Here is a 13,100-nt window from a genome sequence, read left to right as displayed (position 1 = left end):
CATCCCCCTGTTTCTTTGAATGTCCAAGCTTTAAATGACTTTAGCTTCGCTGCGGAGCAATGAGACGAGCTCTTTTGCCTGTTCGGCAGGATCACCTTGGAGAAGCTTCCCGGCTTCTTTTTTCGGCGGCAGAAAACGTTCAATGGTTTTCATTTTTGGTTCGGCATCCTCTTCGTCAAGATCAAGATCATCAAGCTCTAGCTCTTCAAGTGGTTTTTTCTTGGCCTTCATAATGCCCGGAAGCGATGGGTAACGCGGTTCGTTTAAACCTTGCTGAGCTGTGACAAGCAATGGAAGTGTGGTTTTGATTTTCTCAACATCCCCTTCGACGTCCCTTTCTGCTTCTGCATCAGTGCCATTGATTTCGAGTTTGGTGATCGTAGTGATGCACGGAATATCCAGCAGCTCGGCAAGCCGAGGCGCGACTTGTCCTGATCCTCCGTCAATGGCAACATTTCCGCCGAGAATTAAATCAAACTCTTGATCCTTCATATAATGGTATAAAACTTGAGAAATGGAATATTGGTCGGGTTCTTCGAGATCATCTTCTATGTTGATTAAAACGGCTTGGTCACATCCCATGGCAAGCGCCGTACGCAATTCCTTTTCCGCTTCTTCACCGCCGACAGTGACGGCGGTGATCGTGCCCCCGTGCTTTTCCTTCAGCTGGATGGCTTCTTCTATCGCGTACTCGTCGTATGGATTAATGATCCATTCCGCTCCGTCATCCTGAATCTTTCCTGCTTCAATGACGATTTTTTCTTCTGTGTCAAACGTCCGTTTCATCAGTACAAATAGATTCATGATCATATCCCCTTTTATTCGCCTTTGAACTGAGGCTTTCTTTTTTCGAGAAATGCCTGGATGCCTTCTTTGGCGTCCTCTGACTCAAATGCTTCTCCAAACCGCTTTGCTTCAAGCTTTAAGCTGCCATCATAGGAATACACCTTGTTTGAATAAAGAAGCTCAAGCAGTGATGCCAGCGTTTGCGGGCTTTTTTGCGCAAACTTAGCGGCAAGCGCATTTGCTTTTTCAAGCACTTCTGCTTCATCCTTTGCTCCAATTGAAACAAGTCCGAGATCAAGCGCTTCTTTTCCGGATATCGGTTCTCCTGATCCAATGAGCTCTAATGCTTTGGCTATACCTATATATCTCGGAAGACGCTGTGTTCCCGCAAAACCTGGAATGATACCGAGGTTAAGTTCCGGGAGCCCCAGCTTGGCATCTTCTGCGGCGATTCTGATATGACACGCCATCGCAAGCTCAAGACCGCCGCCAAGTGCAGCACCGTGAATCGCTGCGATAATTGGTTTAGAGAAGCCTTCAATTCTTTCCATTAGCTGCTGGCCGCGCTCAGCCAGCTCTGAGGAATCCTCATTGCCTTTTAGCGATGTAAATTCTTTAATATCAGCGCCCGCTGAGAAAAATCTTCCCTCACCGTGAATGATAATGCTTCGTACGCCTGCATCTGTCTCACATTGATCTAGACAGGAGGAGAGCTCTTCTAAAATTCGGCTGGAAAGCGCATTTGCCGGCGGATTGTGAATCGTCAAAACTGCCACAAATTGATCAACTGCCAGTGATATTGCATTCATAGGACAGAACTCCTTTACTTATTGTGAATTCCGGACACCAACAATTCTAAAACGCTGTCTGATAAGGCAGCTATATCGTACTTTTGGTCATTCATAACCCAAGTTGTCACGGTTTCGTCAATCGTTCCAAAAATCATCTGCCGGGCGAGGCGGACATCGAGGCCGTTTTTTAATTCGCCTGATTGTATGCCTTTCGTCAAAATGCCCTCTAAAATAGTTAAGTAGCCCTTTAATATTTCATTGATCTTCTGGCGCAGCTCCAAGTTGGACTGGCGGAGCTCAAGCTGAGTGACAATCGCGAGATTATGGTCATCCGCCAAAAGGGAAAAATGCTTTGAAATCACAAGCGCTAATTTCTCTTTGGCTGTCTCCTTGTCTTTTATGTCCTCTTCCATCCGCTCAATAAATTGGCCCATTTTTTCTTTAAAAAGAGAAATTAAAATGTCTTCTTTGTTTTTGAAATAGAGATAGATGGTGCCGTCCGCTACTCCGGCTTGTTTGGCGATTTTGGATACCTGTGACTGGTGGTAGCCGTTTTCCGCAATGACTTCTACTGCTGCATCAATAATCTGCATATACTTTGGCCGTTTTTGCTTCAAAGTTCATCGTTCCTTCCTATTGAAATGAATGACTATTCATTCATATTTTCATGATAAGGAGGATTTTCGACTTTGTCAAGTTTATTCATAGGTGTTCTCTTTTTCTTATGTCATGAGTTATTGATATGATGATTTTCGGCATCTTCTTCAAGTAAACGCCTTCTTAAAATTTTTCCTACCGCCGTTTTCGGCAGCTCTTTTCTGAATTCATAGGCTTTCGGCACCTTGTAGGGAGCGAGGCGGGATCTGGCAAAAGCGTCCAGTTCTTCTGCATCGGCTTTTGCGTCTTTCTTCAACACGACAAATGCTTTTACTGTTTCCCCCCTGTAGGAATCCGGCACACCTGCAACGACAATTTCCCGGATGGCTTCATGTTCATAAAGCGCTTCTTCTACTTCACGCGGGTAAATATTATAGCCGCCGGCGATGATGATGTCCTTCTTCCTGTCGGCAATATAGAAAAAGCCCTCTTCATCCATATAGCCCATGTCTCCGGTGAACAGCCAGCCATCTCTCAGTACAGCGGCGGTTTCCTCCGGTTTGTTCCAATATCCTTTCATCACTTGCGGCCCTTTAACAATGATTTCTCCATGCTCATACGGAGCGGCAAACCCATCCGTCTCTTCAGAATAGATCGCGGCGTCCGTACTCGGCCAAGGACAGCCGATACTGCCGGGCTTGTTCTTCCCCCAGATAAAATTGGCATGCGTCACAGGGGATGCCTCAGACAAACCATAGCCTTCCACAAGCTTTCCCTCAGTCACCTTTTCAAATTTCTGCTTTACCTCAACAGGGAGTGCGGCTGATCCGCTAAGACAGCTTTTAATGGATGACAGATCATATTGCTGTAATTCGGGGTGATGCAAAAGGCCAATGTAAATCGTCGGTGCGCCTGGAAAGAGCGTCGGTTTTTGTTTGTCGATGATTTTAAGCGTTTCGAGCGGGTCGAACTTAGGAAGAAGAATCATTTCGAAGCCTTGCTTCATCGAATAATTCATCACTGCCGTCAGTCCGTAAACGTGAAAAAACGGTACGATGGCAAGCACTTTTTCAGCACCTTCCTTTACATCGTACATCCAAGCCGCGCACATTTCGGTATTGGCCAAGATATTCCGGTGCGTGAGCATGACCCCTTTTGGAGCCCCTGTTGTTCCCCCGGTATACTGGAGAACAGCGATATCATGCTCAGGCTCGATCTTTGGGATTGTCAGGAGCTCCATTTTTTCCTGTTTCACGCTGGAGGCGAACGTGTGAATGTGATCCTTTTTGTCAAAATCAATTTGTACTTTTTGTTTTTGCGTCAGTGGATAAAGAATATTTTTCGGAAAAGGCAAATAGTCTTTTATGCTGGTTACTAAAATCTGATCCACTATCGATAACGTTTTCATTTTTATCGCCTTCGGAAAAAGCAAATCTAAGGTGATGATCACGCTTGCCTCAGCATCTCTCAGCTGGTATTCAAGCTCGCGCTCGGTATAGAGCGGATTCGTCTGGACCACGATACCGCCGGCAAACAAGACGCCATAATAAGAAATGACTGATTGCGGGCAATTGGGCAGCATGACAGCCACTCTGTCTCCTTTTTGCAGGCCATTGGACTGTAAAAAAGCTGCGAGTTTAAGCGCATCCGTCAGAATGTCATGAAAGGTGAGTTTTTTTCCATAAAAAGATACGGCGGTTTTGTCAGGGAATCGTGCGGCGGAGTCTGTCAGGATGGATTGCAGGGTTTGGTTCGGCAACGGAAGCTCATGCGGGATATTGTCAGGATACTCGGCAAGCCACGGCTTTTGAGACTGCATAAAACCTCCCCTTTCGGTTTTAGAGTTCCACCCTATCATTATAGCAGATGGACGGCAAAAAAAAGAAAAAGAAAGGTAAATCTTTCTTTTTCTCAATATACGAACAGATATATAAGACCGATTAACAAAAAGATTCCCGCCGCGGCGAGCAGTACCTTTGCAAGCTTTTCCATCGATTCTCCGTCCCCTTATATTCCGGCTGCCACCACAAATGAAAGCCCGACAGAAATGACAAATGAAATAAAACCGACAGCCCGATTATCATTTTCAATTTCTTTATCAATTTTAAACCGCGGAGTCAAAAACTCAAAAATAAAATAGCTGAGCAGAAGCATAACAAACCCGTACACGCCCCAGCCGATCATTTGCAGCAGAGAATTGTGCTGGGAGATGGAATGCTGAAATACGTTTGCGATCCCCAAAATTTTCCCACCGGTCGCCATTGCTACCGCAAGATTTCCTTTTTGAATCTCTTCCCAGTTTTTATAAGCCGTCACCAGTTCAAACACAGTCAAAAAGAGGACGAGGCAGAGAACCGCGACACTGTAATACGCCGCGATTTCCACAAGCTCGTTTTCCCAAAAATCACTCATGGCCATACTCCCTTTTATTTTAGTTCAACAACCGTAACGCCTGATCCTCCCTCACCTGCTTCACCGAAACGGGAGCTTTTGACGCTGCGGTGGTTTTTCAGAAGATCCTGCACGCCTTTTCTCAAAGCGCCGGTTCCTTTTCCGTGGATGATTGACACTCTTGGATATCCGGCTAACACTGCATCATCCAAGTATTTTTCTACACGGCTGAGGGCATTTTCATAGCGTTCACCCCGAAGATCAAGTTCAAGCGATACGTGGTAATCCTTCCCCTTGACCGCCGTAATGATTTTTTCTTTTTTTGGTTCCGGAGCTGATTTGATAAACTCCAAATCTTTTTCTTTTACTTTCATTTTTAATATGCCGATTTGAACATTCCATTCATTGCCGCCGGTTTTTTCGAGCAGTGTTCCTTTTTGCCCGAAGGTGAGGACTTTCACCTCATCACCAGGCTTGAAATCACGTTTTTGCGGTTTCGGTTTTTCTGGTTTTTTGGACTTTTCAAAAGTAGGAACTGCGCCTTCTAACCTTTTCTTCGCGTTGATCAGCTCGTGATCCTTGAAGGATTTGTGTTCTTCTTTGATTGAGCGCAATTCATGAATAATGTCTTCGGCTTCTTCCGTTGCAGCTTTTACTTTTTCAGCCGCTTGCTGTTCAGCCTCCTCGAGCATTTTGTCTTTTTTGCTGTTGAGCTCAATGATTTGCTGCTGGAGCTCTTTATGCAGCTTTTCTGCTTCTTTTCTGATTGATTCTGTCTCAGATAGCTCTTCTTCCGCGCGTTTTTTGCTATGTTCGAGCGACGCAATCATCGTATCGACTTCGTTATGCTCGGCTGTCATTTCTGACTTCGCCTGCCCGATAATATGAGCTGGAAGTCCAAGGCGTTTTGAAATTTCGAAGGCGTTGCTTCGTCCCGGCACACCAATTAAAAGTTTATAAGTCGGTGATAGCGTTTCGATGTCAAATTCGACACTGGCGTTCATGACCCCTTCTCTGTTATAGCCGTACGCCTTCAATTCCGGATAATGCGTCGTGGCTAACACTCTAGCATTGGTGCGATGCACGTCATCCAGTATGCTCATGGCGAGGGCCGCCCCTTCTTGAGGGTCTGTCCCTGCGCCCAGTTCATCGAAGAGCACCAGGCTATTTTCATTGACATGTTCTAAAATGCCGACAATGTTCACCATATGGGATGAGAACGTACTCAAGCTCTGTTCAATCGATTGTTCATCGCCGATATCAGCGAACACATGCTCAAACACAGCGGCTTCTGATCCTTCATCTGCCGGAATATGAAGACCGGATTGCGCCATCAAGGTTAACAGACCTAACGTTTTGAGGGTTACTGTTTTACCCCCGGTGTTTGGCCCTGTGATGACAATGGTTGAAAAATCGCCGCCAAGCTCGATGTCATTGGCAACAACCTGATCAGGCGGAAGCAATGGGTGGCGGGCTTTTTTCAAACGGACAAAGCCGCTGTCGTTCATGATCGGTTTTGTCGCTTTGACCGCTTTTGAGTATCTTGCTTTTGCAAAGATAAAATCAAGCGTCTGCAGCACTTGCAAATCTTGAAAGAGTTCTTCTGTGTGTTCCGCCGTTTGCTCTGTCAGCACGCGTAAGATCCGTTCAATTTCTTGCTTTTCTTTCACTTTCGCCTGCTGAAGCGAGTTGTTCATATCTACAATCGCCTGCGGTTCAATGAACAACGTCGCGCCTGAGGAAGAGGTGTCGTGCACGATTCCTCCGTAGCTCGATCTGTACTCTTGTTTGACCGGAATAACAAAACGGTCATTCCGGATCGTAACGATCGTATCAGACAGCATTTTTGAAGCGGAAGAGGAGCGCAGCATTGACTCTAATCGGTCTCTGATTCTCGATTCGAGTGTTCTGAGCTGTGTCCGGATTCCTCTTAATGTTTCTGACGCGTGATCAAGCACTTCTCCGTGATCATCGATGCAGGAATTAATGTCCCGCTCTAAATCAGACAGCGTAATAAGCTGTTCAGCATGCTGATGAATCAGCGGGATGTCGACGCCGTCTTCAGCCATTTGGCTGATAAAATGTTTCATTTGTTTAACTGCGTAAAGCAGGCCTGAGATTTCAGTGAATTCTGAGGGACTGAGTACGCTGCCGATTTCCGCCCGTCTTAACGCTCCTCTGATATCAACAAGGCCGCCAAATGGCGCCCGGCCTCTCAGCCGGATAATGGCAGAAGCTTCATCTACTTCATCCAGCTGTTTTTTGATTTTGTCTATAGAAGCAGAAGGCTTAAGCTGGAGAAGCATTTCTTTTCCGAGCGATGATGCGGCGTGCTCAATAACCTGTTCTTTCACTTTATGAAATTCAAGTGATGATAATACTTTTTGCTGCACGATTGTGTGAGCCTCCTTACTTAATCGTTGCGCTTCAGGAATCCCTCTACGTCTTCAAGCGACCGGGCATTCAGAACGTTTTTCGTTTCCGTCCATCCTTTGCGCGCGGCAGTAACGCCGGTTTTCATATCGTCTAACATCTCACTATTATGGGCATCGGTATTAATCACCAATGTAACCCCTTGTTCGTTTGCTTTGATTAAATGCTCTGTGCGCAGATCGAGGCGCGCAGGGTTGGCGTTAAGCTCAAGCGCCGTATTTGTTTTCTTCGCTAGCTCAATCAGCTTGTCAATATCGATTTCGTAACCGGCCCGTCTGCCGATCAGGCGTCCGGTCGGATGTGCGATAATGTCAACATGCTTGTTGGCCAGTGCCGTCTCAAGACGTTTCATAATGACGTGTTCCGGCTGATTAAAGCTGGAATGAATCGATGCAATGACAATATCCATTTCCGCCAGTACGTCGTCATCATAATCGAGTGTACCGTCAGGCAGGATATCCATCTCGACACCCTTCAAGATCCGGAAATTCTCGAATTCTGCATTAAGCGCGTCAATTTCTTTTGCCTGCTGCTTGAGCCTTTCTGCAGTCAGCCCGTTGGCGACCTTTAAATATTGCGAGTGATCGGTGATCGCCATATATTGATAGCCTTTTTTCATGCATGCTTCAGCCATCTCTCTGATCGAAAACGCGCCATCGCTCCACGTTGAGTGCATGTGGAGATCTCCTTTGATTTGCTCGAGCTCTATCAGTTCAATGCTGTCGCTGTATGTTTCCACTTCTTGCCCGCTTTCACGGAGCTCCGGCGGAATCAGCGGCAGGCCGAAATGCGCATAAAATTCACGTTCACTAGGGAATGTTTTAATGGCTCCGGTTTCAACTGTCTCGACGCCGTATTCACTGATCCGCTCGCCTCGTTCTTTCGCGATCTGGCGCATCTTAATATTGTGATCCTTTGATCCCGTAAAATGATGGAGTGTTGTCGGAAACTGCTCTTCCGTCACAAGGCGGAAATCGACGCTTGTCTCATATTCAAAAGAAAGGATGACAGATACCTTCGTATCTCCGCTCGCAATGACGCTTTTGATGTTTGGCAGTGCAAGAAGCTGCTCCCTTATTTCAGCCGGATGATCTGTGGCAATAATATAATCCAGATCCTTCACTGTTTCCCGGGCTCTGCGGAGACTTCCGGCACGAGAAAATTTGATGATATCCGTAAATTGACCAAGATGCTCTTCAATATCCCGGGCAATCCGGAGGGCGTAGCCAATCGGGAACCGTTCAGGCTGTTTTCCGGCTTCTCCGAGCGCCTGTAATATTTTTTCTTCTGATTTTTTGCCAAAGCCCGCAAGGCCTTGTACTTTTTGCTGTTCACAGGCTTCCTTCAGAGATTCTGCATCATGTACGCCGAGCTCTTTATACAGCTTTGCGATTTTTTTGCCGCCGAGCCCCGGCAGTTTCAATAAAGGCACGAGCCCTTCCGGCACTTCTTTCTGCAGCGATTCGAGCGTGCTTGACTTTCCTTCATCTATATACTCTTTAATGACGCTGTACGTTCCTTTTCCGATGCCGGACAGCGACATCATATCGTCCATTTCTGATAAACTGCGGTCGTCCTGTTCCAGGGCTGCCGCTGCTTTTCGGAAGGCAGATATTTTAAACGGATTGTCCCCTTTGAGTTCCATGTAGACTGCAATGGTTTCAAGCAGCCTGATAATATCTTTTTTATGCATACAATAACCCCCAGACGTTCACATATGTTTCCATCATACTCGAAAAAAACTTCTCCGGACAAGAGAAGTTTTTTATGCCCCGTACTGTGTCCACAGCTCTTGCAGGAGCCCTGACAAATACGGTGTATGGTTAATGATCACATTTGCGAGAGACGATTGCCCCATCATTTGCTGTAAAGCATCTACCGGAAGCACGGATGCGACATACAGCAGCACAAATGTAAATAAATAGACTTCTAGAAAACCGAGAACGGCGCCCAGCACCTGGTTAATTTGTTTGATCACCGGAATGCCGGCGACAATACTCAGAAATGACCCGAGGGTTCTCAGTAAGATTTTAGCGATGATAAATAAAACGATAAACGCAATCGCATTATAGTAGGCCGCTTCTAAATTTCCCGTAAAAAAAGAAAGTGCCGGCTGTCCTGCTGAGAAGTCGGGTGCAGGAATCCACTTTAAATGCGGCGCCACATTTTTATAGAATAAAGCCGCAAAGGCGATCGATAAAATAAAGCTCGTCAGGCGGATAAACTGCAAAATAAAACCGCGTTTTAATCCCAGTAAAGTCCCCATCAGGAGCAAGATTAAGATGATGATATCCAGCATGGTTGTTCAATCCTTTTCTTTAAGCTGACGCTCCAGTTCCTCATATTTCTCTTGTAATTTAACATAATCGTGCACCACATTTACCGCTGTCAGCACTGCAAGTTTATTTATATCAAGGTATGGATTTTGTTTATTGATTTCTCTCATTTTATCATCAACAATTCCGGCGACATACCTCATATGGGCTTTGCTTTCTTCACCGATCATCGTGAAGTGCTGGCCGTAAATGTCAACGGTTGTTTTTGTTTTTTTGCCGTCAGACAACGTTTCTCCTCCATTCCGTGAGAATCCTAGTACTTATCATAACACGTTTATTAAATGAATGGAAAGACGAGCCTCCCGCTGTTATGATACACTGGTAGATACAGCGAAAAGTGTAAAAAAAGGAGATTATTACGTGTCCCATTCTGTGATAAAAGTATCGTTGTCTGCGATTAATCAAATGAAAATGACGTACAGCGGTTCGCTTACTGCCTCTGTTCCGCAGGGAGCCGTTTTTCAGGCGAAACCGCCAGGCTGTACCATTACAGCATATCAATCCGGCAAGGTCTTGTTTCAAGGCAAAAACGCAGCGGCAGAATCCGCGCGCTGGGGAACGGCGGAGCCGCAGGAAAAGAAGAAAACGGCCAAAAAGCCGGCCGATCCCCGTTATGCCCCTCCGGCAAATATCGCCGGGATGTCTGTTATCGGCTCTGACGAGGTGGGAACCGGAGATTACTTTGGCCCGATGACGGTTGTTTGCGCGTACATTGACAAAACAATGCTCCCTTTAATGAAGGAACTCGGTGTTAAGGATTCAAAAGACTTAAAGGATCCACAAATCATTGAGATCGCCCGAAATCTAATCAAAACCATTCCGTACAGCCTGCTGGTGTTAAAGAATGAAAAGTACAACAGCATGCAGGAAAAAGGCATGAGCCAAGGGAAAATGAAAGCTTTGCTGCACAATCAAGCCATCACCCATTTGTTAAGAAAAATGGACGGGGTAAAGCCTGAAGCCATTTTGATTGACCAATTTGCTGAGCCCGGTGTCTACTTCAATCATTTAAAGGGCAGAGACATTGTGAAGGAGCGGACCTATTTCAGCACGAAGGCTGAAGGCATTCACTTGTCAGTTGCAGCCGCTTCCATCATTGCGAGATATTCGTTTTTAATGGAAATGGATAAACTGTCACGCGAGGCAGGAATGACACTTCCAAAAGGGGCCGGTCCGCATGTCGATGAAGCAGCTGCCAAGCTGATCCTTAAAAAAGGGGTCTCCGCTCTCAGAACCTTTACAAAATTCCATTTTGCTAATACGCAGAAAGCGCAGCGCCTTGCTGATAAAAAACGTTCATAGAAAAAAGCTTGCAGAGAAATCTGCAAGCTTTTTATTAGCCTCTCAAAACAGCCTGATACGTGTCTTCCAACGCTTTCAGCACTTTGCTGTGCGCCTTTGTCACTTCTTCTTCTGTCAGCGTTTGTTCAGGATTTACATATTGGAGTGAGAAAGCGACTGACTTTTTCCCTTCCTCCATATGCTCGCCTTCGTATACATCAAAGACGGATATGTCTTTCAGAAGCTTGCCGCCAGCTTCTTTAATGACGCTCTCGAGCTGGCCGCTTGTGACGGATTTTTCTGTGACAAGCGCGATATCACGTGTCACAGACGGATATTTTGGAATCGCTGTGTAGATAAGCGGCGCTGTTTCCGCTGCAAGCAGCGCATGTAGATCAAGCTCAAAGACGTATGTCTCTTTGATATCCAGTTCTTTTTCCAATGAAGGATGGACTTGGCCGATGAAGCCGATAAGAGAACCATTCAATAGAATGTTCGCTGTTCTGCCCGGGTGCAGCTGTTTGCGTTCAGATTGAACAAATTCAATGCAGTCAAGGACGTTCAGTTTGTCTAACAGTCCTTCCACAATTCCTTTGACGACGAAGAAATCAACCGGTTTTTTCTCGCCTTGCCACAGATGCTTGCGCCATAATCCGGTAACAGTTCCCGCCACACGTTCTGTTTCAACAGGTTTTGTGTCCTCTTCTTTTGTCAGGAAAACAGAGCCGACTTCGTACAGCGCGACTGAGTCAGTCTGTCTCGCCAAGTTATAAGAAACAGAGTCAAGCAGATTCGGAACAAGGCTGTGTCTGAGAATGCTTCTTTCTTCACTCATCGGAAGCGCAAGCACAGTGTTCAATGATTTTTCAATCGCAAACGCTGCCGCTTTCTTCTCATTTGTCAGTGAGTAAGTGATGGCTTGTGATAAGCCCGCTCCTTCAAGGAAACGTCTGACTTTACGGCGTTTTACTTGATATGGCGTTAACCCGCCTGTTGTTCCCGCTGTCTCAGGAAGCGCAGAAGGAATGTTATCGTAGCCGTACAGTCTTGCCGCTTCTTCGATTAAATCCTCTTCGATTTTAATATCGCCGCGACGTGATGGAACTGTCACAACGAGAAGTTCATTCGCTTCACCGACAGTAAAGCCCAGACGGTTGTAAATGCTGATCAGCTCTTCTTTGCTGATTGTCATGCCGAGAACGCTGCTCACTTTGTCGGCTGATATGTGAATGTTATTTGCTTCGATTGTCAGATGATTTTCCTCAACCGTTCCAGCGAGCACTTCACCGCCGGCATATAAATGGATCAGCTGTGCAGCCCGTTCTGCCGCAAGACGTACGCGCGCAGGATCAATGCCTTTTTCAAATCTTACGCTTGATTCACTTCTCAATCCAAGGTCTTTGGAAGCCTTGCGAACCGTCTGTCCGTTGAAATAAGCAGCCTCAAGCAAAATCGTTTTTGTATCTTCCTGAACCTCTGACTCTGCTCCTCCCATCACACCGGCAACGGCCTGCGCTTTCGTTCCGTTTGTAATGACAAGGTGATCAGCAGACAGCTTACGTTCTTGATCATCAAGGGTTACGATTGTTTCATTTTCAGCTGCTTTTCTTACTACGACTTCCTTGGAACCGAATTTGTCATAATCAAACGCGTGAAGCGGCTGGCCGTATTCAAGCAGGACAAAGTTTGTGATGTCAACGACGTTGTTGTGCGGGCGAATGCCTGCGTTCATCAGCTTCGTCTGCATCCAAAGCGGTGACGGAGCAATTGTGACGTTTTTAATGATTTTTGCAGTGTACAGCGGGTTCGCTTCTTGATCTTCGACTTTGACAGCGATGTAATCAGACGCTTGTTCTGAAGCAGCCGGATAATCCGTTTGCGGAAGTTTTACCTCTGTGTCTAAAATTGCCGCAACCTCGTAAGCAACACCAAGCATGTTCATTGCATCCGCGCGGTTTGGCGTTAAACCAAGCTCAAGAATCGCATCATCAAGCTGTAACGCCGCTAAGGCATCGCTTCCTGTTTGTGCGTCATTCGGGAATACGAAAATGCCTTCCGCATACTCCTGTGCCACAAGTTTGCTTTCAATACCAAGCTCCTGCAAAGAACAGATCATGCCGTTAGATTCTTCACCGCGAAGCTTTGCTTTTTTGATTTTGAAATTGCCCGGCAGCACCGCTCCGACTGTTGCAACTGCGACTTTTTGTCCTTTATCCACATTCGGCGCGCCGCAAATGATCTGTACAGGTGCTTCCGCTCCGATATCCACAAGGCACTTATTCAGCTTATCAGCATTCGGATGCTGCTCGCGCTCCAGCACATGGCCGATGACAACACCTTTGACGCCTTCTCCTTTGTATTCAATTCCTTCAACCTCAATACCGGCTCTTGTAATTTTCTCAGCAAGAACAGCCGGGTCCATGCCTTTTATATCAACATAATCCTCTAACCATTTATAAGAAACAAACATCCTAGCATCCTCCTC

At 46.2% G+C, this 13,100-nt stretch carries 11 protein-coding genes; 1 reads left to right on the top strand and 10 read right to left on the bottom strand.

The features are described 5' to 3' along the window. Positions 1-30 precede the first annotated feature (30 nt). From etfB to zapA, 9 genes are all read right to left on the bottom strand, one after another. On the bottom strand, positions 31-804 hold the full coding sequence (etfB, locus tag ACY3LV_RS10720) for an electron transfer flavoprotein subunit beta (RefSeq protein ID WP_148962274.1): 774 nt from the start codon (positions 802-804) through the stop codon (positions 31-33). A gap of 14 nt (positions 805-818) precedes the next feature. Continuing rightward, the gene (locus ACY3LV_RS10715; RefSeq protein WP_087992367.1) at positions 819-1,595 is read right to left on the bottom strand and encodes an enoyl-CoA hydratase; all 777 of its coding nucleotides are present in this window, start codon (positions 1,593-1,595) and stop codon (positions 819-821) included. A gap of 14 nt (positions 1,596-1,609) precedes the next feature. Next, positions 1,610-2,194: a fatty acid metabolism transcriptional regulator FadR gene (gene fadR, locus ACY3LV_RS10710; protein WP_464863762.1), complete on the bottom strand. Its 585-nt coding sequence runs from the start codon at positions 2,192-2,194 to the stop codon at positions 1,610-1,612. Between the two features lie 110 nt (positions 2,195-2,304). Continuing rightward, a complete protein-coding gene (locus ACY3LV_RS10705; RefSeq protein ID WP_464863761.1) occupies positions 2,305-3,993 on the bottom strand; it encodes an AMP-binding protein in 1,689 nt (562 codons plus the stop codon). 188 nt (positions 3,994-4,181) lie between these two features. After that, positions 4,182-4,586, bottom strand: a complete 405-nt coding sequence (locus ACY3LV_RS10700; protein ID WP_003222485.1) for a DUF350 domain-containing protein — start codon at positions 4,584-4,586, stop codon at positions 4,182-4,184. 14 nt (positions 4,587-4,600) lie between these two features. Continuing rightward, positions 4,601-6,958, bottom strand: coding sequence for an endonuclease MutS2 (locus ACY3LV_RS10695; RefSeq protein WP_464863760.1), 2,358 nt, complete (start codon positions 6,956-6,958; stop codon positions 4,601-4,603). A gap of 20 nt (positions 6,959-6,978) precedes the next feature. Then, a complete protein-coding gene (gene polX, locus ACY3LV_RS10690; RefSeq protein WP_464863759.1) occupies positions 6,979-8,691 on the bottom strand; it encodes a DNA polymerase/3'-5' exonuclease PolX in 1,713 nt (570 codons plus the stop codon). Positions 8,692-8,763: 72 nt separating this feature from the next. Continuing rightward, on the bottom strand, positions 8,764-9,297 hold the full coding sequence (locus tag ACY3LV_RS10685) for a CvpA family protein (protein WP_087992373.1): 534 nt from the start codon (positions 9,295-9,297) through the stop codon (positions 8,764-8,766). A gap of 6 nt (positions 9,298-9,303) precedes the next feature. Then, positions 9,304-9,561, bottom strand: coding sequence for a cell division protein ZapA (zapA, locus tag ACY3LV_RS10680; RefSeq protein WP_087992374.1), 258 nt, complete (start codon positions 9,559-9,561; stop codon positions 9,304-9,306). Between the two features lie 133 nt (positions 9,562-9,694). Here zapA and rnhC point away from each other — a divergent pair, with 133 nt between their 5' ends. Beyond that, a complete protein-coding gene (gene rnhC, locus ACY3LV_RS10675; RefSeq protein ID WP_148962280.1) occupies positions 9,695-10,636 on the top strand; it encodes a ribonuclease HIII in 942 nt (313 codons plus the stop codon). Positions 10,637-10,670: 34 nt separating this feature from the next. On the opposite strand, the gene pheT is transcribed toward rnhC, so the two are convergent. Continuing rightward, complete coding sequence (gene pheT / locus ACY3LV_RS10670) at positions 10,671-13,085, bottom strand: phenylalanine--tRNA ligase subunit beta (RefSeq protein ID WP_464863758.1); 2,415 nt, start codon at positions 13,083-13,085, stop codon at positions 10,671-10,673. Positions 13,086-13,100 lie beyond the last annotated feature (15 nt).

It is taken from the genome of Bacillus sp. 11C, assembly GCF_055486375.1.
Note: the sequence above shows the minus strand (reverse complement) of the source record. Positions and strands in the feature narration are given on the sequence as shown.

Bases quoted from the DNA above. Each gene is read 5' to 3' on its own strand.
- etfB (WP_148962274.1), bottom strand. From the start codon at position 804: ATGAATCTATTTGTACTGATGAAACGGACGTTTGACACAGAAGAAAAA.
- ACY3LV_RS10715 (WP_087992367.1), bottom strand. From the start codon at position 1,595: ATGAATGCAATATCACTGGCAGTTGATCAATTTGTGGCAGTTTTGACG.
- ACY3LV_RS10705 (WP_464863761.1), bottom strand. From the start codon at position 3,993: ATGCAGTCTCAAAAGCCGTGGCTTGCCGAGTATCCTGACAATATCCCG.
- ACY3LV_RS10700 (WP_003222485.1), bottom strand. From the start codon at position 4,586: ATGAGTGATTTTTGGGAAAACGAGCTTGTGGAAATCGCGGCGTATTAC.
- polX (WP_464863759.1), bottom strand. From the start codon at position 8,691: ATGCATAAAAAAGATATTATCAGGCTGCTTGAAACCATTGCAGTCTAC.
- ACY3LV_RS10685 (WP_087992373.1), bottom strand. From the start codon at position 9,297: ATGCTGGATATCATCATCTTAATCTTGCTCCTGATGGGGACTTTACTG.
- pheT (WP_464863758.1), bottom strand. From the start codon at position 13,085: ATGTTTGTTTCTTATAAATGGTTAGAGGATTATGTTGATATAAAAGGC.